The following is a 25560-nucleotide window of genomic DNA, read 5'->3' as shown; positions in this document are numbered from 1 at the left end:
GAGCAGTCGCAGGGACTGCCGGCCGTGTGCTGACCGAGCGGGTTCTCCGCCTGTCTTTTTGCAAAGAACCTTCTTCTGTACCGGAAAGTACTCGCTTGCAGGAAAGCACCGCCGCCGTTATAATAAAATAAAAAGAAAAAAGGAGACGAAAACAATCATGCGGTATGCACTACGGGTGACCGGTCTGGTACAGGGTGTTGGCTTTCGTTATACGGTCTGCCAATCCGCCGAAAAGCTCAGACTGACCGGGTGGATAAAAAATGAATGGGACACCAGTGTCTCTATAGAGGCACAAGGCAGTCCCCGTGCCCTGAAAGACTTCCTGCAGGAAGTGCAAAGCGGGAACCGCTGGGCCGAAGTAGAACACATCAAATGTCGAAAGCTGCCGGACTGTCCCGGAGAAACCACATTTCGCATTAAGGATTGAGGGACGTTTCCGTTTTCTCCTCCCCTGCTGTATCCTGCGTATCCTGTTCCTGCAATAGGTCCAAAAATTGAGCGGGGCTCATATCTGAGGAACGGATATAGGCATAAATGCGCTGCATGGCTTCTTCGTCCCGTTCCTTTTCCAGCTGTCGGCGCTGACTGCGTAGCTGTGAAACTGTTTCCTTGCACTGGGCAATGCGCCTGTCAATGTCCTGGATTCGTTCTTCATAGGTCATATTTTCCTCTTTTTTTCTGCGTGGCATAAAGTAAGGCCGCCTTTCTTTTGTTTTGCCTGTTGGGGATATAAAAGAATACCAGTTTTTTTCTGAAAACTCTGTCAAAAGAAAGGAATAGGCACATTTTTTCGGTTCCTGTGCCGGGAACCGTATTTTTTTGCTGTCCGGCGGGAACATTGTCTGTAGAAAACAGCATTTCAAAATTTAATACCAGAAAGGAGCGACCGTCATGCTGGGTTTGCTGTGCAGTGTACTGGCTGGCGCCGCCATGAGTGTTCAAGGTGTACTAAACACACGGCTGGGGGAACACATTGGCCTATACGAGGCCAATCTGCTGGTACAGGGCATTGCGTTCGCCTTTTCCCTGCTGGCTGTGCTGTTACTTGGAAAAGGAAACTTCTCTGCCTTGGCACACACCAGCCGTCTGTATTTGCTGGGCGGCGTATTGGGCATGGTGATTACCATTACCGTCATGCTCGCTATGAAAGGATTGGGTGCAACCGTTGCTGTGTGCATCATTCTCATTGCACAGCTGACGGCCGCAGCACTTATTGACGCGATGGGGTGGTTCGGCACTACCCGCATACCGTTCGGCTGGCAGAAATATGCTGGCACTGCACTGATGATTGGCGGTGTCCTGCTTTTTAAGTACAAAGGATGACTATGGTCCGACTGCCAAAAATTTGTCTAAAAGCGTATATCCTTGTTCCTTTATACAGAAATTTTTATAAAAAATGGCAGATACACTTTGTAATTTGATTATACCGGCTTTATTTGTCATTTGTCAATAAACGGATTTGTAACTATTTCCTTTTTTAATGAGAACCGCCTTCTCCACACTTTTCAGCTTTCTTTTTTCGATTTTTTTTGCTACAATAGTTACAATAGTATTGTAAAGGGAAAGTTGCAAGAAAGCGAAAGGCTGTGCAAATACAGGGCGGGAGGGCTGCTGGTATGACAATTTATCTGGTTCGTCATGGTGAAACGAACTGGAACCGCCAGCGGCGGGTTCAAGGACGGGAAAATATTCACCTGAATGCTTCCGGAAAAAGGCAGGCTGAGCTGTGCGGCAGAGCGCTTGTCCCGCTCGGAATTGACTGCATTCTGTCCAGCCCGCTGCAGCGTGCCAAAAAGACCGCTGAACTCATCGCCGCCGCTGTACACGTTTATCCAGTGCGGCTGGACCGCCGCCTGATTGAGCGTGACTTCGGCCCGCTGTCCGGCATGACACCAGTGGAGCGGCGGAAAATGTACCTTTCCGGCGCTTCTATTCCGCTGGAAAGCCGGGATAATCTGATTGACCGTATGCTTGCTGTACTGGCGGATTACAGCGGCCGCACTTTTCAAAACGTTGTTATGGTATCGCATGGTGCCGCCATCAACGCACTGCTGTATGTGCTTTCCGGCGGCAGTGCCGGCACCGGAAAAACCGTACTGAAAAACGGTGGCATCAGCCGTATCGACTGTACCAACGGAAAAATGCAGATTTGCTACTGCAACCGGTCCCCGGATGAAGTGGCACTGCCTCTCCCCGTACCTTTGGCATATCCCGCCTATACATATTAAAAGGAATATCTGCTGTCAGCTGGAAAAAAGCGGCTGGTTTCTCACAAACAAAAACAGAAGAAATAGAAAAGGCCCCTGCCGCAGGATTTTGTCCTACGGCAGGGGCCGCTTTTATTTGCGCAAAGAATGGGTACGCAATTATATATGCCAGATTTCGTCCGCGTACTGACGAATGGTGCGGTCGCTGGTAAAGGGTCCTGCCGCCGCAATATTCAGCAGGCACTTTTTCGCAAAGGCTTGCCGGTCAGCATAGTCATGGTTTGCCTGCAGACGGGCATCACAGTAAGGCAGGAAGTCCAGCAACAGGTAATAATTGTCCGGTTTGTGCCAGCTGGCGCCTTTCAGCAGAGAATCATATAGTTCCGCAAACCAGCCGGAACCGCCGTCCGTAAGTGTGCCGTCAATCAGGGTATCCACCACACGGCGGATGCGCGGTTCTTTCTCATACAGTTTAACGGGGTCATATGTATCCTTTATTTTGTCCAGGTCCTCTACCCGTGCACCGAAAATATAGTTGTTCTCTTCTCCGGCATTCTGCACAATTTCAATATTGGCGCCGTCGTAAGTACCCAATGTAACTGCGCCGTTCATCATGAACTTCATGTTACTGGTGCCGGAAGCCTCTGTTCCGGCTGTGGAAATCTGTTCACTGATATCCGCGGCGGGAATGAGCTTTTCCGCATAGGAAACATTGTAGTTGCTGGCGAAGATTACCTGCATTCTGCGGTTGACCGCATTGTCATAGTTCACAAGATTAGCTACTTCATTGATAAACTTGATAATGCCTTTGGCGCGGTAATAGCCGGGGGCTGCCTTGGCACCAAAAATAAAGGTCGTTGGATGGAAACCCTGAATGCGGCCGTCCTTAATGCCAAAATACATATCCAAAATGGAAAAAGCATTAAGCAGCTGCCGTTTATATTCGTGCAGACGCTTTACCTGAATATCAAAAATGTTGCTTGTGTTGAGGCCAAAGCGGTCTTTGCGGTACATATAATCCGCCAGCTGATTTTTCTTTTCCTGCTTGATTTCCAGGAAACGCTGCCGGGAAGATTGGTCCTCGGCATAGGGCTTCAGCCGGGACATCTGTGAAAAATCAGTTACCCAGCCGCTACCGATACGTTCGGTAATAAAGTCCGCCAGCTCCCGGTTGCACAGAGCAAGCCAGCGGCGCTGTGTAACGCCGTTTGTCTTGTTGTTAAAGCGTTCCGGATACAGCGCATACCACTCCGGCAGAGCACTGTGCTTAATGATTTCCGTATGAATCTTGGCAACACCGTTCGTGGAATGGGTAGAATAGATGGCCATGCGGGCCATATGAATCATGCCGTCCTGAATGATGTTGTATTTTCCGGTTTCCGTGATGTTCTTTTTGACCAGTTCATTGGAAAGGCGGTTCTGAATCATCACAACGTAGGGATAAACTTCCGGCAAAACGGACTGGAACAGACTGAGGTTCCATTTTTCCAGTGCCTCGGCCATGATGGTATGATTCGTGTACGCAAATGTCTTTTGTACCACCTGGAATGCCGGCTCAAACCCCATATGTCCCTGTGTCATCAGCAAACGCAGGAGTTCCGGAATCGAAACGGTCGGGTGCGTATCGTTCAGCTGAATGGCATACTGTTCCGCAAATTTGCTGTAGTCTGTCCCGCACTTAGCGGTATAGTCCGCAAAAATGCTCTGCAGAGAGGCACTGGAGAAAAAGTATTGCTGTTTTAAACGCAGACGTTTGCCCGCGTCCGTGTCATCATTGGGGTACAGAACCGCGGAAATCGCTTCAGCATCATTTTTCTGCTGAACGGCTTCCTGATATTTTTGGTCATTGAACAAACGGAAATTGAAAGGCTGAATTGCTTCTGCCTGCCACAGGCGCAGTGTATTCACTACTTTGCCGCCGTAGCCGATAATCGGCATATCATATGGCACAGCCCAAACGCTTTGGTCCCCAAAGTTCACACGAACCTTCTGGTCCTCACGGCGCACACTCCACGGGTCACCCCATGCCAGCCAGTCATCGGCATCCTCTTCCTGATAGCCGTAGGCAAAACGCTGTTTAAAGAGACCATACCGATAGCGAATGCCATACCCCATGAGCGGAATGCCCTGTGTGGCGGCGCTGTCCAAGAAGCAGGCGGCAAGTCTTCCCAAACCGCCATTGCCAAGCGCATCATCTTCCACATCTTCAAATACATTGGGGTTAATGCCGGCAGAGTTCAGCAGGTCTTCTGTTTCTTTCAGCAGTCCCAAGTTCATCAAGTTGCTGTGAATCAACCGTCCCAGTAAAAACTCCGCAGAAAGGTAACATGCTGTTTTGCCCTGCACCGGCTGCGCCCACGTGTCACGGCAGGTGTCCATAGCCGCCTGTGAGACCGCATTGTATAGCTGCTTGGTTGTGGCTGACTTCATGTCCGTATGATACATTTCCCGCAGTTTATGAACGATTGCCTCCTGAAATGGCTGCATTTCAATTCCTCCTTTAAATCTTATCATTCGAACTTTTTTGTATTTTTTCTGTTTCCGGCACTTTTTCAGCGGATGGTTCTTTTTTCGGTTGGTCTGTGCTGGCAGCTTCCGGCAAGCGGGCGTACAGCTCACACAGGTCGTGCAGCTGTACCGCAAGAGCTTCAGTAACCTGCCCCCGCTGCAAACGCCAGCGCCAGTTATTTCCGATAGTGGCCGGATAATTGGTGCGGGCCTCATTGCCAAGGCCAAGTAAGTCCTGCATTTGAATCATCGCGGTATCCGCCACACTTTCGTAGGCGGCACAAATGCAGGCCGCCGGCAGGTGCTCCCTCTTTTTAACGTGCAGATAGTCACACGCAAAGTGGAGAGCGCGCCGCGGCTGGTGGGCAAAAAAGCCCTTCAGCGTTTCATTATCGTGCGTTCCGCTGTAAACAACGCTGTTTGCCGTATAGTGGCAGGGCAGATTTCCGTTTTTGCTGGTGTCGTTAAATGCAAACTGCAAAATTTTCATGCCTGGATAGCCGGCTTCGTCGCGCAGCTGATACACTTCCGGTACGACACAGCCCAAATCCTCGGCAATAATATGGGAATCCCCCATGACACTGCTAATGGCCCTGACCAATGCTTCGCCGGGACTGTGGCGCCATTCGCCGTACATAGCGGTAGGTTCGCCATAAGGAATGGCATAATACCGCACCATGCCGATAAAGTGGTCAATACGCACAATGTCATACAGCTTTGCAGAAAAAGCCATCCGCTTTTTCCACCACGCAAAGCCGTCCTGCTCCATGTGTTCCCAATGGTAAAGCGGGTTGCCCCACAGCTGCCCGGTCGCGCTGAAATTATCCGGCGGCACACCGGACACAGCGGTGGGACGGCGCTGTTTGTCCAACTGGAATAGGGATGGATGCCGCCAGACGTCCGCACTGTCCAATGATACATAAATCGGAATGTCACCGATAATGCGAACACCGCGCACATTTGCGTATGCTTTCAGTTTATACCACTGACGGAAAAACTGATATTGGCAGAACTTCCAAAAATCAATTTCATCCTGCAGCAAAAGGCGGAAACCTTCCACAGCTTTCGGTTCATTCATGCGGATATCTTCCGGCCACTTCAGCCATTCATGAGCGCCAAAGTGCATTTTAATCGCCATATACAGGCTGTAGTCGTCCAGCCACTCCTCGTTGCTGCTGCAAAAAGTGCGGTAATCCGCGCTCTGACGAAAATTGCTGCGCTGAAATGCCTTATGCAGTACGGCGAAGCGGTTTTGATAAATTTTTGCGTAATCAACAAATTCCGGGTTATTGCCCCAGTCCGGCGCATTCACTTCTTCCGGGGTAAGCAGCCCTTCCTCGACAAAGGTGTCAAGGTCGATAAAATAGGGATTGCCGGCAAACGCCGAAAAGCTTTGGTAGGGACTGTCCCCATAGCTGGTCGGTCCCAGCGGCAGCACCTGCCAGTAGCGCTGACCAGCCGCCTGCAGGAAATCGACAAAGCGGTACGCTTCCTCACCAAACGTACCAATACCGTGTGCTGACGGCAGACTGGCCACCGGCAGCAGCACACCTGCCCCGCGCCCAAGTGGCGCCTGTTTGTGTAACATAGACATATCTTTTCCCCTTCCCCTGTCCATTCTTCATGGCAGCGGTATTTTTCAGCCTTTCACGGCACCGGCCACAACACCTTCAATAATATATTTCTGGCATAGCGCGTAGAAAATAATAATCGGAATAACAGCGAGAATCAGCATGGCCATCATGGCACCCATATCAATACTGCCGTAGCCGCCCTGCAGGTACTGAATGGCAATTGGAATGGTCGGATAATCCTTGCCCATTACAAGGTAAGGCATCAGGTAATCGTTCCACACCCACATGGTGTTCAGAATAGCGACAGTAACCGCTGTTGGCTTCATAACTGGAAATACAATCTTAAAGAAGCACTGCAGCGGATTGCAGCCGTCTATGGTGGCCGCCTCTTCTATGTCAATGGGAACTCCCTTGACAAAACCAGAGAACATAAACACGGACATACCTGCACCGAAGCCCAGATATAATACCAAAATGCCGACCGGATTGGACAGATGCAGCACATCAGCCACTTTCGTCATCGCGTACATAACCATCTGGAACGGAATCACCATAGAGAACACAAACAAATAGTACAGCGTGCTGGTATAGTGATTTTTCACACGCGTGATAAACCACGCTGTCATAGAAGTAAACAGAACAATCAAAATGACCGCAAACACCGTGATGAATACAGACCGGCCCAGTGCGTCAAAGAAGTGAATTTTTTCAACGCCATTGATATAGTTTTTAAAGCCGACAAATGTTTTTGGCTGAATGCCCGCTTCACCGAGGTCCTGCTTCGCAAAAGTTGGAAATGTAAATGGCTGGTCCGAAATGAACAGCTTTCCTTTAAAGGAGTTCATCAGGACAATCAGGATTGGCGCGATGAACATACATGAAAGGGCAATCAGCAGAATCGTAATGATTACATTTGCTGTTTTTCTTTTTTTAAGCATCAGTTCTCGACCTCCTTACTGCGGGTAGCACGCAGCTGCAGCATGGCGATGACTGCCAGAATCGCTGCAAACACCACTGCCTTTGCCTGACCAACACCTTCATAGCCCGGACGGTTATAGAAGGTTTTGTAAATATCCAGCGCAACCAGCGCGGAATCGTTGCCCGGGGCGCCGTTCGTCAGTGCGAGGTTCTGGTCAAAAAGCTTAAATGAATTGGTCAGCGTCATAAACATGCAAATCGTAATGGCTGGCATAACCATGGGGATTTTCACATGAAGCAGCGTCTGCCATGATGTGGCGCCGTCTATCTCGGCTGCCTCAATCAGGTCTGGGCTGACGTTCTGCAGACCGGCGATGTAAATAACCATCATGTAGCCGGTCATCTGCCAGCACATCAGGATAATCAGTCCGTAAATGCCGTATTTGCCGTCACTGGTCAAAGTCAGATTATAGCGGGCCAGCACGCCATTGAAAATGAGCTGCCAGATATAGCCCAGCACAATGCCGCCGATAAGGTTTGGCATGAAGAAAATGGTGCGGAACGCATTGGTGCCGCGCATCTTGCGGGTAAGAAGCAACGCAAATAGAAACGCGAACAGGTTAATCAACACGACCGTGGCAATGGTAAACAGGACTGTGCGGCCCAGTGCCGGCAGGAACGTATCATCACCGGAAAAAGCACGGATATAATTTGAGAAGCCGGCAAATTTTGCGTCTGTCACCGTTGTAAACTTGGCAAAGGAAAGCCCTAAGCCCATGACGAACGGAACGAGAAACGCAATAGCGAAGCAAATAAACGTAGGCAATGTAAAGACCGCCCAGTATTTGCGCAGCATTTTTTGCATAACTGGATTCCTCCTTCAGTATTTTTCAGTACGATTATATGATAAGTCCATATATCGGGGATAGAATGGAAGTAAAAACCTATTTGGAACAAAAAAATAGTGAGTGAGTTTTCTGCAACTGCACCCACTATTTCAATTCCGACCAGCTGCTGAGTCAGCCAGCCGCTGAAAAAAGACTCAGCTCTGCGTGGAGGCCGCCGCTTCTGTCTTCCATGTCTTTACAACGTCACTCTTCACGTCGTCCCAAGATTTCTGGCCCTGTGCATAGGAAAGCAGGTCTGCGCCGAACTTGTTCTTAAAGTTCTGGCTCGGGAAGCAGGTGAAATCCCACGGAACGGTCTTTATGCCGGACTTGTTCTGCCACTCGGAAACCTGTTTTGCCAGCGGATCATCTGGGGACTTGCCTTTAAAGGTATCGTATGGAGCAATGAAGCCGAGGCCGCCGTCAGTAGCGTTCTTGGTTACATAGTCCATGCCTTCGCCTGTGTACAGCCAGTTGAGGAAGTCCTGAGAGGCCTTCTGGTCAGCTGCGGAAGCCTTGTTGTTGATGCAGGCAAAGTTTTCTGTGCCGATGCACAAGCCCTGTTTTTCCTCACCGCTATGGCCGGTGTAGATAGGCAGGAACTTGACGTCGTTCTTATCTACCACATTGCCGTCCACCTTGCCGATGTCGCTCCATACCCAGTTGCCGTTCTGCATCATGGCTGCCTGGCCAAGTGCGAATTCACCGGTGGAATCGCCGACGCTCTTGCTGCCCAGCATTTTCTTATCTGTGACAGAGTTGTTGAGGTAGAGGTCGAAGATGTTTTTGTATTCGTTGGCATACTTAAACTGGATCTCTTTCACGCTGGAGTTCACATTGATGTTGGAATCCTGCAGTTCATGGGTAATCGGTACGTTGGCCAGATGTGTCTGCCAGCGCCAATCTTCGCCGCTCTTCAGGGAAGTGCTTGCAAACACGCCCTTAATGCCCAGCTTGCTCTTCTTCGCGGTCATGTCCTCAACCACAGCCTTGAGCTTTGCAAAGTTGTTGATTTCGTCCACGCTCTTGGCCTTGGCACCGTCAAGCTTAAAGTATTTGTCCATAATTGCCTGATTATAAATGATGCCATAGCCTTCTACTGCCAGCGGCAGGCCAACAACCTTGCTGCCGTCCTTTAGTGCAAGGGAGTTGTCGGTCAGGTGCTTTGTCATATCAGCATTGGTAAGGTCGGCACAGTAGCTGCCCCATGTTTTGTAGCCAACCGGACCGTTGCAGATGAAAATGGTCGGTGCGTCGCTCTTGGCCATTTCGGATTTCAGCGTCTGCTCATAAGTACCGGATGCTGCTGTCTGTACCTTTACCTGCACGCCGGTTTTTTCGGTGTAGGCCTTTGCAATGGCGCTGAACTGATCCGCCTGCTCCGGCTTAAAGTTTAGGTAATAAACCTGCCCTTTGCCGGCCCCCGCTGCTGTGGAGGCACCAGACGCTGCGCCGCCCGCTGCAGAGGAACTTGTGCTTTCGCCGCAACCGGCGAAGGAAACGGCTGCCAGAGAAGCCGCCAGAACCGCTGCAAAAATCCGTTTTGCACTCTTTCTCATTTTGTCACACACTCCTTTTCGCGTACAACCAATAGGTTTCCCATTTCTCCCTGCTTTCATGACTGCTTTCTTTATTTCCGCCACAATCCGGCATGTTTGTGAACTGTTTCGGAAACGTTTTCGGGATTGACTCTACTATAGCACAGCTTTTCCGCAGATGCAAGTATTTTTTGTGATTTTTTTTAAATTCTTTTCTTATTACAAATTCTTTTTGTCTGTATTGACGCTTTATTCTTCAAAAGCAACAAAGCGGCTGCCGAAGCAGTCGCCTTGTTCTGTGCAAATTGTTTTCATGGAATTTTGCCGTTTACTGATGACTTTTCACCGAATTCCCAGGAGATGCACAGGAACCTCCGGTAACGATTTCAGTTGGAAAAATGATATGGCGGTTCGGCCCTTTTTTCTCCATTAGACTAATCAGAACTTCCACCGTCTTTTTCGCAATGCTTTCTTTTGGCTGGCGCACGGTACAAATGGAAGGCTCATAGAATCGGGCCATGTCGGTGCCATCGAAGCCCATAACAGAAATATCCTGCGGTACACGCAGGCCCGCATTGAAGATTGCCTTGCAGGCACCCACTGCCAGTGAGTCCGCCACACAGAAAACAGCACTGGGCTGCCGGCTGCCGGACAGCAGTTCACAGGTGGCATCATAGCCGCGCTGCATGGTAAACAGGCCACCGTAACGCACCAGTGTCGGGTCCAGTGGAATATGGTGCTGTTTCAGAGCATCATAGTAACCGCTTAGACGTTGGCCGGAAACACCGCCGGAATCGTTCTCTATGCCGCCAAGGATTGCAATATCGCGGTGCCCGATGGAAACCAGATAATTGACTGCCTCCATGGCGGCCTGCCGGTCGTCAACGTGCACGCTGGAATAAGTGCTGTGGTCAATGCCGCTGAGGGTTGTGGTGCAGAAAACCGCTGGTACCGGCAGGCGCTTCAGCTGCTCCAGCGAATGGATAAAATAGCCGCCGCAGATAATCAAGCCCTTCAGCCGCTTTTCCATAACCAACTGTACTGCCGTATCCACCCCGCTGACGCCATTGGTTACACGATGTGGTACCAATGTGTAGCCGTGCGCATTGATTTCTGCTTCTATAATGTCGGAAAGGTCCGTAATAAATGGGGTAGCGCTGCCTTCCATCAGCAGCCCGACCGCATTGCTGTGGGTGCGTTTCAGGTTGCGGGCCGCATTGTTCGGCTGGTAGTCACATTCCGCAATGACACGCTGTACACGCCGCTTTGTTCCCTCGCTTACGTCCGGGTAATTATTTAGGACGCGGGATACAGTGGTAACTGACACACCGGCCATTTTTGCAATATCTCTGATACTCAGTGTACTCATAAGCGTTACTTCCTGTCTGCCTGTTGTCGGTACCGCCTGTTTTTTAAAGAAATCGTGCAAAAACAGCAGTATAGCATTTGTTTTTATGGTATCATCTTATACAGCACATGTCAATCTTGCCAGCAGCAGGATTTACAGGCATGCCTGCAGCTGTCCGTGACCTTGCGGGCGGCAGGCCGGCCAAAGTACCCCATAAGGCCAAAACTTTCCCTTCAATGGTCCCACCCCTTGTGGGGTTTGCAGTGCCTGTATGACATAATTTTCACACTTTTATTGAAAAAAGGACAAAAATATTCTTTATTTTTTTCGACTATTTGTTCCTTTTTCCTTTGTTTTCTTTGCTGTATGGTGTATAATAAAGTTGTATGTGATGAACCGCAGCCTGCCTTCAGTAGACTGTAAATTATCTGAAATGGAAGGACGAAAAATTCATGCTTGAAAAAATGATTGAAACGCTGAAAGCAAATCCGCGCCGCATTGTCTTTACAGAAGGCCCGGACCCCCGTATTCTGACAGCTGCCAGCCGCCTGAAAAAGGAAGGCTTCCTAACTCCGGTGCTTATCGGCAACCCGGACAAAGTAAATGCCTCCGCAAAAAAGGCCAGCCTGGACATTGACGGCATTGAAATCGTCGATATCGACACATTCCCGGACTTTGAAAAAATGGTGGCACGGATGGTCGAACTGCGCCGCGGCAAAATGGATGAGGCTACCTGCCGCGCCAATCTGAAAAAGTCCAACTACTTCGGCACCATGTACGTAAAAATGGGCTATGCGGACGCTCTGCTGGGCGGCGCAACCTATTCCACCGCTGACACCGTGCGCCCGGCCCTGCAGCTTATCAAATGCAAGCCCGGCCACAAAATCGTAACCAGCTGCTTCGTTCTGGACCGTCCGGACGGCAAAGGCGGAGAAGAAGCCTATGCCATGGGCGACTGCGCCATCAACATCGAACCGAACGCTGACGACCTGGTGGAAATTGCGCAGGGCACTGTAGAAACTGCCCGCCTGTTCGGCATTGATCCGAAGGTTGCTATGCTGTCCTACAGCACAAAGGGTTCCGGCAAGGGCGAAAGCGTTGACAAAATGCGCACTGCTACCGAAAAGCTGCTGGCTACCAACCCCGACTTCCCGGCTGACGGCGAGCTGCAGTTCGACGCCGCTGTTGTTCCGGAAGTTGCTTCCCTGAAGGCTCCCGGTTCCAAAATTTCCGGCAAAGCAAACGTTTATATCTTCCCGGACATCGACGCCGGCAATATTGCCTATAAGATGGTTCAGCGTCTTGGCGGTTTTGAAGCAATGGGCCCAATCCTCGGCGGCCTGAACGCACCAATCAACGACCTCTCCCGCGGCTGCAATGCTGAGGAAGTTTACAAAATGGCAATTATCACCGCAGCCCAGCTGTAAAAACAGACGGGGTGCCTGATTGCAAACATACATACCCTGACTTTAATCTGCAGAAACGGACAGAGCCGAAAACGGCATCTGCCCGTTTCTGCTTTTCTGCCTTTTCGACAGCTGCAGCTAAACAAAAAAGGATTGACAAAAACAGTGCATTGCCTATAATATAGTATGGATTCGATATCTGGTAGGTGAGGCTCCTACAGGGATACGGACTGCTGCCGCGGAGTGGTGGAGACACTATGAGAAGGTTTGAACAGGTTATATCGACAACAAGGTATAACATAATGCAGTTTCATCGCCCTGTAAAGCTAAAGCTCAAACATCGGTGCGGAAACAGCAGTTTTTCCCATACAGGTGCTTTGGGCTCCCGTATGGGATTTTTGCTTTTCGGGCAATTATTTTCCGGTACCGTATCCTGCTGATAAATTATTTTCGGAGGTGAGAAGAATGGACGCAGGAAGTAGCAGCGGCACAAAACCTGGCGGGCGAACCGGGTACAGAAAACCACCGCCTTGCGGTCTGTTTTTCTGCATCCGCGGAACAGGAACCGGTTGAATGGTCTTTGTTCCTTTTTGCCCAAACCAGTGTGTCATACTTCCATGCATTTTTTCAGCACTACAGAAAGAATGGAGGTACAGACCCTATGAAAAAGAAATTGGAACTCCGCACCGCATCGACAAAAACACATACCGTCAGCGAGCGGCTCCTATACGCCGTGCAGCACACCCCGGCAGAAGCCTGCTGTCAGCTGCACTCCACCCCACACGGCCTGACCGAAGAGCAGGCCGCCCAGTCCCGGGAAGATTACGGCAGCAACATTGTTACCCACGGCAAAAAGACGCCGCTGCTGCTGCGCATTGTTAAATCTTTCGCGGACCCGTTTACGGGCATCCTTTTGCTGCTGGTAATTGTTTCTGCCGTAACGGATATTATTCTGCCACCACCCGGACAGAAAAATCCGGCAACCGTCATTATTATTCTGTCCATTATCCTGCTTTCCGGCATCATCCGCTTTGTGCAGGAAACGCGCAGCGGCAACGCCGCCGAAAAACTGTCCGAAATGATTCGCACCACTACCTGTGTGGAACGTTCTGACACCGGCAGCCGTGAAATCCCGCTGGACGAAGTAGCGGTTGGTGATATTGTTCACCTGAGCGCCGGCGATATGATTCCAGCAGATATCCGCATTACTGCCGCCAAAGACCTGTTCGTCAGCCAGTCCGCTCTGACTGGTGAAAGCGAACCAGTGGAAAAATATGTGTGCCAAACAAACGAAAAGGGAACGGTTACCGACAATCCCAACGCCGCCCTAATGGGCACCACTGTCATCAGCGGTGCCGCACGCGGTATTGTGTGCGCCGTCGGCAATCAAACCATGCTGGGAAGCATGGCAAAGGAACTTTCCGCAAAACCGCCCAAAACGAGTTTTGAAAAAGGCATCGACTCGGTTTCTTGGATTCTCATTCGCTTTATGCTGGTCATGGTACCCATTGTATTGTTTATCAATGGCTTTACAAAAGGCAACTGGATGAGCGCCCTGTTGTTTGCTATCTCGGTTGCCGTGGGCCTGACACCGGAAATGCTGCCCATGCTGGTGACCACCTGCCTTGCAAGCGGCGCCTTGTCTATGTCCAAAAAGAAAGTCATCATTAAAAACCTAAATTCCATTCAGGACCTCGGCTCCATAGACATTCTCTGCACCGATAAAACCGGCACCCTGACACAGGACAAAGTCGCCCTGGAATACAATCTGAACCTGGAAGGAAAAGAGGATGCGCGCGTCCTGCGGCACGGTTTTTTAAACAGCTACTATCAGACCGGTCTGAAAAACCTAATGGACCTGGCCATCATTGACCGCACCCGTGAACTGGAAGCTACCACGCCCCTGCTGAACGGCATTTCCGACAGCTATATCAAAGTGGACGAAATTCCCTTTGACTTTGACCGCCGCCGCATGAGTGTTGTAGTTGCCAACAAAAGCGGTAAAACACAAATGATTACCAAGGGTGCCGTAGAAGAAATGCTTTCTGTTTCTTCTTATGCGGAATATAAGGGACAGGTCATTCCGCTGACCGAAGATATAAAGGAAATGGTGCGCGGCAAAGTCGGCGAATTGAACAACGCGGGAATGCGCGTGATTGCGGTTGCACAGAAAACCAACCCTTCTCCGGTCGGCGCTTTCTCTGTACAGGACGAAAGCGGCATGGTGCTGATTGGTTACCTCGCTTTTCTGGACCCGCCGAAGGAAACCGCCGCTAAAGCCATTTGTGCCCTGCAGAAATATGGTGTGCAGGTCAAGGTTCTGACCGGTGACAACGACAAAGTCACCCGCTGCATCTGCCGCAAGGTCGGAATTTCGGCAGACCGTATTCTGCTGGGTGAGGAACTGGAGCAAATGACCGATGACGACCTGAAGCGGCGTGCCGAAAACACCTCCATTTTTGCGAAGCTTTCCCCTACCCAAAAGGCCCGCATTGTGCGCGTCCTGCGGGAGGACGGCCACACCGTTGGCTATATGGGTGACGGCATCAATGATGCCGCCGCTATGAAAGCCGCAGACGTTGGCATTTCAGTCGATACCGCTGTGGATATTGCAAAAGAAAGTGCCAACGTCATTCTGCTGGAAAAAGACCTGATGATTCTGGAAGAAGGAATTCTGGAGGGCCGCCGGACCTACGGCAACATGATGAAATACATCAAGATGTCCTCCTCCTCCAACTTTGGCAATATTTTTTCCGTGCTGGCTGCCAGTGCTTTCCTTCCGTTTCTGCCCATGCGTCCGGAGCATCTGCTGCTTCTGAACCTGCTGTATGACATTACCTGTATTGCAATTCCATGGGACAATGTAGACCGTGAGTTCTTAGCAAAGCCGCGCAAATGGGACGCCTCCTCGATTGGCCGCTTTATGGTTTGGATGGGACCGACCAGCTCGGTCTTTGATATCGCGACCTACCTTGTGCTGTACTTTATCCTTTGTCCAGCGGTCTGCGGTGGGCAGTCTTACCGCGCCATTACAGACCCCGCCATGCGTGCCCTGTTTGTTTCGGTCTTTCAGACAGGCTGGTTTGTGGAATCCATGTGGACACAGACGTCCGTTATCCACATGATTCGCACACCGAAAATTCCGTTTATTCAAAGCTGTGCCTCACGTCCACTGCTGCTGATGACCGCCTGCGGCATTGGGCTGGTTACCCTGCTCCCCTTCACACCGCTGCATTCGTTTCTCGGCTTTACGCCGCTGCCGGGTGCCTATTTCCCGTGGCTGCTTTTGTTCGTCGCAGCCTATATGGTACTAGCTACCGCGGCAAAGAAACTGTATATCCGCCGGTACGGTGAACTATTATAAAAAGATATAAAAACCGCTCTGCTGCAAAGCTCCAGCAGAGCGGTTTTTTACTGTCCGAATGTCCAGGAAAGCCATATAAGTGCCTGCAAAAAGCCATCCGAAAAATCTTATATTCTCTCTTGTATTATATTATCACACATGATAATATAATGAAAATGACAATGAAAGGAACCTCTGCAATGCTGGATAAGCTCATAGCGTGCTTCACTCACCCGGCAAAAAGCCGGCTTCTGTTGGAAATATACACCAAAAAACAGGCTACCGCCAAACAGCTGCGGCCGGTACTGGGGGATATTTCACAATCCACGCTGTACCGGTATCTAAACCAAATGTGCCAGGACGGCATTCTGAAAGTCATCGCTAAAAATCCTGTACGCGGCACAGTGGAAAAAGTATATGCCCTAAAAATAGACCTGCAGGCTGAGGGGGAAACACTTCTGAAAAAAGACCCTGCCAAAGGACTTCTGTACCTATTCACGCAGTATATGGCCGGCCTGCTGCAGGAATTTCGTGAATATGCAGAGCGGGAAGACGCGGACCCCACACAGGACGCGCTGAGCTTTACAGTTTGTCCGGTATGGGCAACGCGCGAAGAGATAGTCACCGTACTGCAAAAAATCGGCGAAATTTTGACGGAAATGCAGAAAAACCAGCCCGCACCCGGACGGCAGATGCACTCGATTGGTGTGATTGCAACACCGCCGAAAAAACTGGAAGAGGGAAAACCACAATGATGAAACCAATGCTGCAAATTCAAGACCTGACAAAACGCTTTGGCACAAAAACGGCGGTGGGCCACCTGAACTTGACGGTGGAACCGGGCGATATTTATGGCTTTATCGGCCAAAACGGTGCCGGCAAAACAACGACTATCCGCGCGGTGGTGGGCGTCATGCCCTTCGATGCGGGCGAAATTCGGATTGACGGCCACTCTGTACGGGAAGAACCGGTCCTATGCAAATCCGTAACTGCCTATATTCCGGACAATCCGGACCTGTACGAGTATTTGACCGGCATTCAGTATCTGGATTTTATCGGGGATATTTTTCGTGTGCCCGCCGACCGGCGGCAGAAACGCATTCGAAAGTACAGCAGTTTACTGGGGCTGACGCCGGTACTTGGGGATCTTATCTCCTCTTATTCCCACGGCATGAAGCAAAAACTGGCCGTACTGTCCACTTTTCTGCACACACCGAAACTGCTGGTACTAGACGAACCGTTTGTCGGATTGGACCCGGAAGCCTCCTATCACCTAAAGGCCATGATGCACGAGCTGTGTGCCGGCGGCAGTGCCATTTTCTTTTCCACTCATGTACTGGAAGTTGCCGAAAAGCTCTGCAACAAAATTGCCATTCTGAAGGACGGAAAATTGATAGCCAGTGGCAAAACCGAAGACGTACGCGGAAACAGCAGTTTGGAGGATGTCTTCCTGGAGGTGGTCGGCCATGAATCATAACACCCTGACACTGCTGAAAGTACAGATGCTTGGCTTTCTGGGGTGGAACCAAATGCGGCATTCCCATGTCAAAAAAGGAATGTCATCGTTCGCTATTCTCTGCTTTCTGTCCCTGCTGCTCATTTTTTACAGTGTCATACTGGCAATGGGCCTTGTGCTGGCAAAGATGGCCGCTCTCATTGCACCGCTGACCGCTGTTATCTGCGTTGTGATTACACTGATTTCAACGCTCCAAAAAAGCAGACCGGCTTTGTTTACCTGCAGCGACTACGATTTGGTCATGGCACTGCCTGTCTCTGTTCGTGCCGTTGTGCAAAGCCGTCTGCTGAGTATTTACTGCATTAGCTTTTTGTTCAGCACTTCTTTTTTCCTGCCGGCAGGCATTGTCTGCGGTATGGCCGGCGGAAAAGACATTTCCTATTGGCTGATGCTGATTCCGGCGCTGTTTTTGCTGCCCTTGCTGCCCACCGCAGTCGGGGCTGTCCTCAGCGCCGCTATAACAGCGGCTTCTGTACGGTCCCGTCATAAAAACCTATTGTCCATTCTGCTTGGATTACTGTTGTTTATCGCTATCATGGCTGGGCTTTTCTTCTTCCTCGGCAGTGACCACCCCGGAACACAGCTGCAGGCTGCGGCGGTTTCAGTTTCGCGCGCTGCCGGAAAAATTTATCCGCCCGCGGCGTGGTACGCACTTGCAGTAAACAATGGAAACTGGGGCGCTTACCTGCTGTTCGCACTGGCATCCACGGGCATCACCGCCCTGCTTGTATCCATACTGACACACAATTACCCCGCCCTGCATGCTGCACTGGAAAACCAGCACACTGGCAGACAGCAGAATGTTTTACAGGCAGAAAAGAGAAAAATCCTTTCGCCGACCTCTGCTTTCTACCACAAGGAACTGCATCGTTACTTTTCCTGTCCGGTTTATGTTTTGAATACCATGCCCGGGCCAATTCTCATTGTTCTGTTCAGTGCTGTTTTGCTGTTCCTTTCGCCCGAAAAAGTGGCGTCTATGGCGGGTATACCAATCATTGCCGTATGGCTGCGGCGGTTGGCACCGCTGCTTCCATCCATGTTTGTCTGTATGAGCTGTACAACCGCCGCTTCCGTTTCACTGGAAGGAAAGACACGGTGGATTACCTGTTCCGCGCCGGTTTCCCAAAAGGTGGTTTTCCGTGCTAAAATAGCGGTCAATCTGACCATTTTGCTGCCGGCGGTTTTTGTCAGCGGCCTTCTGCTGCTGTTTGGTCTGCACCTGCCGCCTGTACAGGCAATTTTTACTTTTGTGCTGCCGTGTATTTATTCGCTGTTCATCGCAGTGGTCGGTCTGCTGCTGGACATTTCCCGCCCGCAGTTTGACTGGACCAGTGAAATGGTGCCGGTGAAACAAGGAATGCCGATGCTGTTTACGCTGCTGATTGGTTTTTTGGCTGTTTTCCCGCCCATTCTGCTGACATTCTCGTTTTCGGGAAGTGCTGCATTTATCTATGGTGGTACAGCTGTCCTCGTTTTGCTGCTGACCTGCCTATTATACCATCACCTGCTGCGCCTGCCGCTGCAGTGGCAGTAAGCTCTACGAAAAAGGCACCGCCGCAGAAAGGAATTCTGCGACGGTGTCTTTTTTAGCATTGCGATTCTATGTGTTTTTGTCCGCTTTGCTTTATGCCGGCGTACCGGTGAGGCGGTCAGTCGGTTTCATATTCGGAATAACACCCTTTACAATGTAAAGGATGACACAGAAAATCGCGAAGATAATTCCGGCCGGATAAGCAATCGCGGTCGAAAGATGCAGGCATTCCGGTGCCATAAACAAATAAGTAGCGGTGACCGCGGACATAAAGGTTGCCGGAATGGCTGCGACCAGAGAATACATAGTACCTGGTTTCCACTTGCACAGATACGCTGCGCCGGTCCAAAGGACAATCATGGCCAGCGTCTGGTTGGAATAGGAAAAGTAGCGCCAAATAACGGAAAAGTCCAGCTGTGTAAGCAGTGCGCCTACTGCAAACAGCGGAATGGAAATCTTCAGACGAGCCGGAATGCTCTTCTGGTCAATATGGAACCAGTCAGCGATTGTCAAACGTGCGCTGCGGAAAGCGGTATCTGCAGAAGTGATTGGGCAGATGCCAACGCCGATAACCGTCAGGATAACACCGACTGGGCCCAGCAGACCTTTGCCGATGTTATAAACCATAACGGACTGGTTGTTGTGCAGAGCCAGGCCGGCATCATACAGTCCCTTTGTGCCGCCGTAGAACGCAACACCAACAGTTGCCCAGATAAGCGCAATAACGCCCTCAGCGACCATGGCGCCGTAGAAAATTTTACGGTTTTTGCGCTCGTCGTCAATGCAGCGGCCAACGATTGGTGCCTGTGTGGAGTGGAAGCCGGAGCACGCGCCGCACGCCACAGTGACAAACATCATGGACCAGATAGGTGTTTTTGCCGGGTGCTGATTCGCCAGCGTCAATTCCTGAATTGGATAGCCGCCGGCAAAAACACCGCCCATAACGCCCACGCACATGGCAATGAGAATGGCACCAAAAATCGGGTAAATCTTCCCGATAATTTTATCTACCGGGAACATCGTCGCCAGAAAATAATAAATCAGCAGAACAACAACCCAGAACTTCGTAGTCAGTGTGTTCGGTGTCAGTTCCGCAAACAGGCCGGCTGGGCCGGTAGTAAATGTGGCACCAATGAGAACCAGCAGGATAACGGAGAACACACGCATGACCTGCAGCATTCCTTTGCCAAGGTACCGGCCGACAACTTCCGAAATGGAGGCGCCGTCCTGCCGCATAGATAGTGTGCCGCTTAAAAAGTCGTGCACACCGCCGGCGAAAATTGTGCCAAACACAATCCAAAGGTACACCACCGGTCCCCATAGGGAACCCGCCAAAGCGCCGAAAATAGGGCCAAGACCTGCTATATTCAGCAGTTCGACCAAAAACGCACGCGGGGTGCTCATAGGAACAAAATCAACACCATCCGGATGTGCTTGGCATGGAGTGGGCGATTGGTGCGGCTGAAAAACTTTATCGACAACTTTACTGTATGTAAGGTAGCCGACAACCAGCAGAGCCAGTGCCACAAAAAAAGAAACCATACTTTTTCCCTCCCTTGAATAGGAAATCTCTCTAGCGTCTTATATAAATTCTTCGACTGACTATATCTATATTTTAGTAAATGTGTGCACCATATTCAATGCTAATATTACACAAACTTCCATTTTTCGATTTGTTCATAATTTCTCCTCCAAAATATAACCTAAGCGGCAAAAAACCTGTGTAGGCACAAAGCCCACACAGGTCCTAAAATATTTTGCAGATGTTCTATTTAGTTTCCGCAGATAAGATTCATTTCTGCAACGGCACGGCCGTTTTTATAGTAAATGCGCGGTACCCGCTTACTAATGCCGCAGGTAATTTCGTAATTGATGGTACCCACCAGACTGGCCAGCTCATCCGCCGTAATGCACTCCTTGCCGTCCGAGCCAATCAGGGTAACCGGGTCCTCTTCCTGCACATTTGGAATATCCGTAACGTCCACCATCATCTGGTCCATGCAGATACGGCCCAAACTATGAGCACGTCTGCCATGAATCAGCACATCTGCCCTGCCGGAAAGCATACGCGGATAACCGTCCGCATAGCCGACTGGAACGGTAGCCACACGCATTTCCCGCTGTGTGCGGTACGTACAGCCATAGCTGACAGGCGTACCGGCAGGCAGTGTTTTTACCAGCGAAACCACGCTCTTCAGCCGCATGACACGCTGCAGGTCCAGCTGGGTGCGCACTTTATCAGAGGGCATCATGCCATACAGAATGACGCCCGGGCGGCACATATCCAGCTGAAACTGTGGATAATCCATTAAACCTGCGGAGTTGTCACAATGCCGAACAGCAAACCGAACCCCGGCCTGCTCCAGCTTATGAATGCCGTCAGTAAAGCTGGCATTCTGCCGATGTGTAAATTCTTCGCCGTCTGCCCCCTCATCTGCAGCTGCAAAATGAGTGAAAATGCCTTCCGGCTGCAGGTGTGGCAGTGCACAGACACGCACAACCTGCTGCAGGGAATCTGCATCTCGTTTCGGGTCCTGATAAAGGAAGCCGATGCGGCTCATGCCGGTGTCCAGCTTAATGTGCGCTTTCACGGTTACGCCGGCATTTTCCGCCGCCGCGTTCAGTTCCTGCGCATATTTTTCAGAAAGCACAGCCTGTGCGATGTTGAGCCGAGAAAGCTCTTTTGCCTGTGTCGGCGGCGTATAGCCTAAAATCAGGATAGGCAGTCCTACCCCGCAGGCGCGTATCTGGATAGCTTCCTCCAGATTAGAAACTGCCAGCCACTGCGCACCCAAACGCTCATACAGGTGCGCCAGCTGTTCGGCGCCGTGGCCATACGCGTCCGCCTTCACCACACAGCACATTTTTACGCCGGGGCGCATGGCTGCGCGGATAGACTGATAGTTGTGAGCCGCTGCATCCAGGTCAATTTCTGCCCAGGTACGCTTCAGGGAATTATTCAAAGTACTTTACACCCGATTCAAACAATTTTTGGTCCTTCTCGCCGGGAACATTCTTATACAGATTGGTGCCGCGGCGTTCACTATGGCCCATCTTGCCAAGGATACGGCCGTCGGGACTCGTGATGCCCTCAATGGCACAAACGGAGCCGTTGGGGTTCCACTCAATGCTGCCGCTGGGAATGCCCGTCGGCGTGACATACTGGGTTGCAACCTGGCCGTTGGCAATCAGGGTTTGCAGCACTTCATCGTTGGCGACAAAGCGGCCCTCACCGTGGGACACCGGCACCGTAAAGACCTGCCCCGGCTCCACTGCCGCAAACCACGGGGATTTGACACTGGTCACACGCGTGTACACCATGCGGGAAACATGGCGGCCCAGTGTGTTGAAGGTCAGCGTCGGTGCCTTTTCGCTTGGCGCAGTGATTTTCCCATAGGGCACCAGTCCCAGCTTAATTAGCGCCTGGAAACCGTTGCAGATGCCCAGCATCAGGCCGTCCCGCTGCTCCAGCAGGCGCTGGACTTCTTCCGCGACACGCGGGCTGCGGAACGTGGTGGCGATAAACTTGCCGGAACCGTCCGGCTCATCGCCGCCGGAGAATCCACCCGGCAGCATGATAATCTGGCACTTTGCAATCGCCTGTGCCATAGCGGCAATCGTTTCTTCAATCGCAGAAGGCGTCAGGTTCCGTACCACCAGAACGTCCACCTTGGCACCCGCCTGTTCAAAGGCTTTGGCGCTGTCATACTCGCAGTTTGTGCCCGGGAACACCGGAATGAATACACGGGGCTTCGCTGCCTTGACAGCCGACGCTGCGCCGCCGCGCTTGGTGTATAGCGGAATATCATGCGTAACTGGGACTTCCCGTGCGTTGCTCGGGAAAACCGAATTCAGCGTACCGCTCCAAACAGCCTGCAGGTTCTCCAGTGTCATATGACTGCCTGCCAGCACAATTTCCGGTGTCTCAATGGTTTTGGCCAACTGCGACTGCACCCTTCGGGAAAGCCGTGCCATTTTCCAGTTCGGCAATCAGTGTGCCACAGCGCGGTGCAAAGAGCGCCTGCGCGTCCTCCATATTGCGGTCCAGCGAAACGCCAATGCGGTTGCCAAAGGCCATCTTGGAAACTGCCGCCGCGGTGCCGCCTTCTTTGACCACAGAAGCGGACAGAATGGCACCGTCCTGCATCATTGCCAAAACATTTCGGTAGTAATCTTTTAACGCTTCCCAATCCGGCAGCAGTGTTGCCTCATCGGTCTGGCAGCGGGAACAGGACCAGTGTATGTCCCACGCCCTGCAGGGCTGCAGAAATGGTTTTTGCTTGCCTTCGTCATCGTCAGGGCAAAGCTTACCAACGTCGGCGGAACGTCCAGCGTTTCAAAGGTGCCGCTCATGCTGTCTTTGCCGCCGATTGCCGGTAGCCCCATGCCCAGCTGAGCAGACAGGGCACCCAACAGTGCCCGCTGTCGGCTTGCCCCAGCGTTTGGGGTCCTCTGTCATGCGCTCAAAATATTCCTGGAAAGTCAAGCGTGCCTTTAGGGGTTGGCACCCATTGCGCACAACCTGGAAAGGCTTTCGGTTACAGCCCATGCGGCACCGTGGAACGGGCTCCATTTGGAAATGCCGGGAATAAAGCGTAAGCCATCGCGGGTCGCGTCATCGGTTTCGCCCGCTGTCGGGATCTTGGCGGCCATGCCTTCTTCCGGCGTCATCTGATAACGTCCGGCAAACGGCGATCAGCACCGTTGCGGCGCCAAGGGACGAATCGAACCGCTCCGCAAGGCCCTTCTGTCCGCACACTTCCAGCCGGGCAAGGTTGTCGCGGAATGCTTCTGCCAGCGGTTTGCTGGCAAGGCGCCTCCGGAACCTGCTCACGGTAGTTCTGCTGCGGGTCCACCGGTTCAATCTCAACGGTCTGTTTCCTGTTGTTACACCGTTGGTGTCCAGGAAAGCGCGCGTAATGTTGACTACCTCATCGCCCCGCCAGAACATACGCAGGCGCGGCTCTTCCGTGACAACCGCCACTGCCGTTGCCGCTAGATTTCTTTATCTGCCGCCGCGATAAAGGCATCTACATCTTTTGAATCCAGCACAACAGCCATGCGTTCCTGGCTTTCGGAGATAGACAGTTCCGTGCCGTCCAGTCCTTCGTACTTCTTCGGTACTTTATCCAGATTGATAACGCAGGCCATCGGCCAGCTCGCCGATGGCGACACTGACACCGCCGGCACAAAGTCATTGCAGCGCTTAATCATATGTGCAACCGCGGCGTTGCGGAACATACGCTGAACCTTGCGTTCGGTCGGCGGATTGCCTTTCTGTACTTCGGCGCCGCACTCCTCAACGCTTTCCTCTGTATGTGCTTTGCTGGAACCGGTTGCCCCGCCGATGCCGTCACGGCCGGTCGCACCGCCCAGCAGGACAATGATATCACCGGGAACCGGCTCTTCACGCACAACGTTTGCTTTGGGAACTGCGCCGACAACCGCGCCGATTTCCATGCGTTTGGCAACATAGCCTGGGTCATACAGTTCCTGCACCTGACCGGTGGCAAGGCCAACCTGGTTGCCGTAGGAAGAATAGCCATGAGCGGCACCGGTGGTAATCTTGCGTGTCGGCAGCTTGCCCTTCAGTGTCTTTTCCACCGACACCAGCGGGTCGCCGCTGCCGGTCACACGCATGGCCTGATAGACATAAGCACGTCCGGAAAGCGGGTCACGGATAGCGCCGCCCAAGCAGGTGGCTGCGCCGCCGAACGGTTCAATTTCCGTCGGGTGGTTGTGCGTTTCATTCTTAAACTGCACCAGCCACGGTTCCGTTTTTCCGTCAATGGTAATCGGCACCTCAATGGAGCAGGCATTGATTTCTTTGCTCTGGTCAAGGTCCGGAATTTGGCCGCGCTTTTTCAGCACTTTCATGCCGATAATTGCCATATCCATCAAAGAAACCGAGCGCGTGGTGTCCTTGCCGTACACTTCGTCCCGCACATCATAATACGCCTGCAGCGCCTGTTCAAGAGCTGAACTGACCGCACCTCTGGCGACATGAATATTTTTTAGGTGGGTATTAAAGGTTGTGTGGCGGCAGTGGTCGCTCCAGTAAGTATCAATGACACGCAGCTCCGTAACAGAGGGGTCGCGGTGTTCCTGCTTCTCAAAGTAATCCCGTACAAACAGAAGGTCTTCCAGCGTCATAGCAAAACCCATTTTGCCGTAATAGGCGTGCATCTGCTGTTCATCCCATACGGTAAAGCCTTCCACCCGCTGAACGTTGGCCGGACGCTGTACTTTCATTTCCAGCGTTTCCGGCTTGTCCATGCTGGCAAGGCGGCTTTCCACCGGGTTAATCAGGTATTCCTCCATGCGCTTCATCTCATCCGCAGTCAGACCGCCCTGCACCGCAATGATTTTCGCCGTAACAACCTGCGGGCGCTCCCCCTGTGTTAAAAGCTGCATGCACTGTGCCGCGCTGTCGGCGCGCTGGTCGTACTGGCCGGGCAGGTACTCCATGGCAAAAGCCTGCCAGCCCACAAGCGGGCATTCTTCATCGTGTACCATGTCCTGATTCGGTTCCGAAAGGATTGTGCTACGTGCCTCTGCAAACTGCTCCGCAGTCAGCCCGGAAACATCGTATCGGTTAATCAGCCGCAGTGCCGTAATGCTGCCTAGACCCAGGCTGTGCACAAGATCCTCCCGAATGTGCTGTGCTTCCACGTCGAAGCCGGGCTTCTTTTCCACAAAAACTCTGCTTACGTTAGACATTTTACCCCCGTTCCGCCGGTTTCCCGGCCCGCTGCAAAAAACGCCACTATGTTTTTTCGTGTTT

Annotated in this window: 22 protein-coding genes and 1 riboswitch; of the genes, 9 read left to right on the top strand and 13 right to left on the bottom strand. The window is 51.7% G+C overall.

The genetic code is table 11. From position 1 onward, the window contains the following. Window positions 1-157: 157 nt before the first annotated feature. Window positions 158-427, top strand: coding sequence for an acylphosphatase (locus GJQ69_RS02720; RefSeq protein ID WP_157658973.1), 270 nt, complete (start codon window positions 158-160; stop codon window positions 425-427). On the opposite strand, the gene GJQ69_RS02715 is transcribed toward GJQ69_RS02720, so the two are convergent. Continuing rightward, window positions 417-689 (bottom strand): hypothetical protein, encoded by a 273-nt coding sequence (locus GJQ69_RS02715; RefSeq protein WP_157658974.1) that lies wholly within the window; start codon window positions 687-689, stop codon window positions 417-419. The two genes, GJQ69_RS02720 and GJQ69_RS02715, sit on opposite strands and share 11 nt — an antisense overlap. A gap of 202 nt (window positions 690-891) precedes the next feature. On the opposite strand from GJQ69_RS02715, the gene GJQ69_RS02710 reads away from it, so the two are divergent. Both GJQ69_RS02710 and GJQ69_RS02705 read left to right on the top strand, forming a co-directional pair. Then, the gene (locus GJQ69_RS02710; protein ID WP_086036293.1) at window positions 892-1323 is read left to right on the top strand and encodes a DMT family transporter; all 432 of its coding nucleotides are present in this window, start codon (window positions 892-894) and stop codon (window positions 1321-1323) included. Window positions 1324-1616: 293 nt separating this feature from the next. Continuing rightward, a complete protein-coding gene (locus GJQ69_RS02705; protein WP_086036295.1) occupies window positions 1617-2228 on the top strand; it encodes a histidine phosphatase family protein in 612 nt (203 codons plus the stop codon). Window positions 2229-2366: 138 nt separating this feature from the next. Here the strand turns inward: GJQ69_RS02705 and GJQ69_RS02700 are convergent, their stop codons facing one another. The 6 genes from GJQ69_RS02700 to GJQ69_RS02675 all read right to left on the bottom strand — a co-directional run bounded on the left by GJQ69_RS02700 (window position 2367) and on the right by GJQ69_RS02675 (window position 11001). Then, window positions 2367-4694 (bottom strand): glycogen/starch/alpha-glucan phosphorylase, encoded by a 2328-nt coding sequence (locus GJQ69_RS02700; protein ID WP_086036297.1) that lies wholly within the window; start codon window positions 4692-4694, stop codon window positions 2367-2369. 13 nt (window positions 4695-4707) lie between these two features. Beyond that, on the bottom strand, window positions 4708-6309 hold the full coding sequence (malQ, locus tag GJQ69_RS02695) for a 4-alpha-glucanotransferase (RefSeq protein WP_338031359.1): 1602 nt from the start codon (window positions 6307-6309) through the stop codon (window positions 4708-4710). 45 nt (window positions 6310-6354) lie between these two features. After that, the gene (locus GJQ69_RS02690) at window positions 6355-7227 is read right to left on the bottom strand and encodes a carbohydrate ABC transporter permease (protein WP_086036298.1); all 873 of its coding nucleotides are present in this window, start codon (window positions 7225-7227) and stop codon (window positions 6355-6357) included. Continuing rightward, window positions 7227-8072 (bottom strand): carbohydrate ABC transporter permease, encoded by an 846-nt coding sequence (locus GJQ69_RS02685; RefSeq protein WP_086036300.1) that lies wholly within the window; start codon window positions 8070-8072, stop codon window positions 7227-7229. The genes GJQ69_RS02690 and GJQ69_RS02685 overlap by 1 nt, the downstream gene beginning before the upstream one ends. 177 nt (window positions 8073-8249) lie before the next feature. Further along, window positions 8250-9653, bottom strand: coding sequence for an ABC transporter substrate-binding protein (locus tag GJQ69_RS02680; RefSeq protein WP_174192866.1), 1404 nt, complete (start codon window positions 9651-9653; stop codon window positions 8250-8252). 307 nt (window positions 9654-9960) lie between these two features. Continuing rightward, window positions 9961-11001 (bottom strand): LacI family DNA-binding transcriptional regulator, encoded by a 1041-nt coding sequence (locus GJQ69_RS02675; RefSeq protein WP_086036302.1) that lies wholly within the window; start codon window positions 10999-11001, stop codon window positions 9961-9963. Between the two features lie 431 nt (window positions 11002-11432). Here GJQ69_RS02675 and pta point away from each other — a divergent pair, with 431 nt between their 5' ends. The 5 genes from pta to GJQ69_RS02650 all read left to right on the top strand — a co-directional run bounded on the left by pta (window position 11433) and on the right by GJQ69_RS02650 (window position 18779). Continuing rightward, window positions 11433-12407, top strand: a complete 975-nt coding sequence (gene pta / locus GJQ69_RS02670; RefSeq protein ID WP_086036304.1) for a phosphate acetyltransferase — start codon at window positions 11433-11435, stop codon at window positions 12405-12407. 170 nt (window positions 12408-12577) lie between these two features. After that, window positions 12578-12737: riboswitch (M-box (ykoK) riboswitch) on the top strand. A 310-nt stretch (window positions 12738-13047) separates the two neighbouring features. Continuing rightward, complete coding sequence (gene mgtA / locus GJQ69_RS02665; protein WP_086036308.1) at window positions 13048-15750, top strand: magnesium-translocating P-type ATPase; 2703 nt, start codon at window positions 13048-13050, stop codon at window positions 15748-15750. A 179-nt stretch (window positions 15751-15929) separates the two neighbouring features. Then, entirely contained in the window at window positions 15930-16484 is a 555-nt protein-coding gene (locus GJQ69_RS02660; protein WP_086036310.1) for a helix-turn-helix domain-containing protein, read from the top strand. A gap of 8 nt (window positions 16485-16492) precedes the next feature. Continuing rightward, window positions 16493-17206 carry an ABC transporter ATP-binding protein gene (locus tag GJQ69_RS02655; RefSeq protein WP_086036884.1) on the top strand — a complete coding sequence of 238 codons (714 nt, stop codon included), beginning with the start codon at window positions 16493-16495 and terminating at the stop codon, window positions 17204-17206. Then, window positions 17196-18779, top strand: a complete 1584-nt coding sequence (locus tag GJQ69_RS02650; RefSeq protein ID WP_086036312.1) for a hypothetical protein — start codon at window positions 17196-17198, stop codon at window positions 18777-18779. The genes GJQ69_RS02655 and GJQ69_RS02650 overlap by 11 nt, the downstream gene beginning before the upstream one ends. Window positions 18780-18869: 90 nt before the next feature. On the opposite strand, the gene GJQ69_RS02645 is transcribed toward GJQ69_RS02650, so the two are convergent. From GJQ69_RS02645 to GJQ69_RS09740, 4 genes are all read right to left on the bottom strand, one after another. Further along, window positions 18870-20318 (bottom strand): carbon starvation CstA family protein, encoded by a 1449-nt coding sequence (locus GJQ69_RS02645; RefSeq protein ID WP_086036314.1) that lies wholly within the window; start codon window positions 20316-20318, stop codon window positions 18870-18872. Window positions 20319-20548: 230 nt separating this feature from the next. After that, window positions 20549-21739 (bottom strand): alanine racemase, encoded by a 1191-nt coding sequence (gene alr / locus GJQ69_RS02640; RefSeq protein ID WP_086036316.1) that lies wholly within the window; start codon window positions 21737-21739, stop codon window positions 20549-20551. Beyond that, window positions 21732-22718 carry a phosphoribosylformylglycinamidine synthase subunit PurQ gene (locus GJQ69_RS09745; protein WP_236849723.1) on the bottom strand — a complete coding sequence of 329 codons (987 nt, stop codon included), beginning with the start codon at window positions 22716-22718 and terminating at the stop codon, window positions 21732-21734. The genes alr and GJQ69_RS09745 overlap by 8 nt, the downstream gene beginning before the upstream one ends. Next, window positions 22702-22926, bottom strand: a complete 225-nt coding sequence (locus GJQ69_RS09740) for an AIR synthase family protein (protein WP_236849722.1) — start codon at window positions 22924-22926, stop codon at window positions 22702-22704. Before GJQ69_RS09740 ends, GJQ69_RS09745 begins: the two co-directional genes overlap by 17 nt. A gap of 87 nt (window positions 22927-23013) precedes the next feature. Between GJQ69_RS09740 and GJQ69_RS09735 the strand changes: the two genes are divergently transcribed. Further along, complete coding sequence (locus GJQ69_RS09735; protein ID WP_236849721.1) at window positions 23014-23172, top strand: hypothetical protein; 159 nt, start codon at window positions 23014-23016, stop codon at window positions 23170-23172. Between the two features lie 98 nt (window positions 23173-23270). Here GJQ69_RS09735 and GJQ69_RS09730 read toward each other — a convergent pair whose 3' ends face one another. Beyond that, entirely contained in the window at window positions 23271-23447 is a 177-nt protein-coding gene (locus tag GJQ69_RS09730; protein WP_236849720.1) for a hypothetical protein, read from the bottom strand. Between the two features lie 324 nt (window positions 23448-23771). Further along, window positions 23772-25496 (bottom strand): AIR synthase-related protein, encoded by a 1725-nt coding sequence (locus tag GJQ69_RS09725; RefSeq protein ID WP_236849719.1) that lies wholly within the window; start codon window positions 25494-25496, stop codon window positions 23772-23774. Window positions 25497-25560: the final 64 nt, after the last annotated feature.

It is taken from the genome of Caproicibacterium lactatifermentans (assembly GCF_013315815.1).
Lineage (GTDB): Bacteria > Bacillota > Clostridia > Oscillospirales > Acutalibacteraceae > Caproicibacterium > Caproicibacterium lactatifermentans.
Note: the sequence above shows the minus strand (reverse complement) of the source record. Positions and strands in the feature narration are given on the sequence as shown.

What these genes read in the sequence shown, in the direction of transcription:
- GJQ69_RS02720 (WP_157658973.1), top strand. Translation starts at nt 158, where the DNA reads ATGCGGTATGCACTACGGGTGACCGGTCTGGTACAGGGTGTTGGCTTT.
- GJQ69_RS02715 (WP_157658974.1), bottom strand. Translation starts at nt 689, where the DNA reads ATGCCACGCAGAAAAAAAGAGGAAAATATGACCTATGAAGAACGAATC.
- GJQ69_RS02710 (WP_086036293.1), top strand. Translation starts at nt 892, where the DNA reads ATGCTGGGTTTGCTGTGCAGTGTACTGGCTGGCGCCGCCATGAGTGTT.
- GJQ69_RS02705 (WP_086036295.1), top strand. Translation starts at nt 1,617, where the DNA reads ATGACAATTTATCTGGTTCGTCATGGTGAAACGAACTGGAACCGCCAG.
- GJQ69_RS02700 (WP_086036297.1), bottom strand. Translation starts at nt 4,694, where the DNA reads ATGCAGCCATTTCAGGAGGCAATCGTTCATAAACTGCGGGAAATGTAT.
- malQ (WP_338031359.1), bottom strand. Translation starts at nt 6,309, where the DNA reads ATGTCTATGTTACACAAACAGGCGCCACTTGGGCGCGGGGCAGGTGTG.
- GJQ69_RS02690 (WP_086036298.1), bottom strand. Translation starts at nt 7,227, where the DNA reads ATGCTTAAAAAAAGAAAAACAGCAAATGTAATCATTACGATTCTGCTG.
- GJQ69_RS02685 (WP_086036300.1), bottom strand. Translation starts at nt 8,072, where the DNA reads ATGCAAAAAATGCTGCGCAAATACTGGGCGGTCTTTACATTGCCTACG.
- GJQ69_RS02680 (WP_174192866.1), bottom strand. Translation starts at nt 9,653, where the DNA reads ATGAGAAAGAGTGCAAAACGGATTTTTGCAGCGGTTCTGGCGGCTTCT.
- GJQ69_RS02675 (WP_086036302.1), bottom strand. Translation starts at nt 11,001, where the DNA reads ATGAGTACACTGAGTATCAGAGATATTGCAAAAATGGCCGGTGTGTCA.
- pta (WP_086036304.1), top strand. Translation starts at nt 11,433, where the DNA reads ATGCTTGAAAAAATGATTGAAACGCTGAAAGCAAATCCGCGCCGCATT.
- mgtA (WP_086036308.1), top strand. Translation starts at nt 13,048, where the DNA reads ATGAAAAAGAAATTGGAACTCCGCACCGCATCGACAAAAACACATACC.
- GJQ69_RS02660 (WP_086036310.1), top strand. Translation starts at nt 15,930, where the DNA reads ATGCTGGATAAGCTCATAGCGTGCTTCACTCACCCGGCAAAAAGCCGG.
- GJQ69_RS02655 (WP_086036884.1), top strand. Translation starts at nt 16,493, where the DNA reads ATGCTGCAAATTCAAGACCTGACAAAACGCTTTGGCACAAAAACGGCG.
- GJQ69_RS02650 (WP_086036312.1), top strand. Translation starts at nt 17,196, where the DNA reads ATGAATCATAACACCCTGACACTGCTGAAAGTACAGATGCTTGGCTTT.
- GJQ69_RS02645 (WP_086036314.1), bottom strand. Translation starts at nt 20,318, where the DNA reads ATGGTTTCTTTTTTTGTGGCACTGGCTCTGCTGGTTGTCGGCTACCTT.
- GJQ69_RS09740 (WP_236849722.1), bottom strand. Translation starts at nt 22,926, where the DNA reads ATGATGCAGGACGGTGCCATTCTGTCCGCTTCTGTGGTCAAAGAAGGC.
- GJQ69_RS09730 (WP_236849720.1), bottom strand. Translation starts at nt 23,447, where the DNA reads ATGACGCCGGAAGAAGGCATGGCCGCCAAGATCCCGACAGCGGGCGAA.
- GJQ69_RS09725 (WP_236849719.1), bottom strand. Translation starts at nt 25,496, where the DNA reads ATGTCTAACGTAAGCAGAGTTTTTGTGGAAAAGAAGCCCGGCTTCGAC.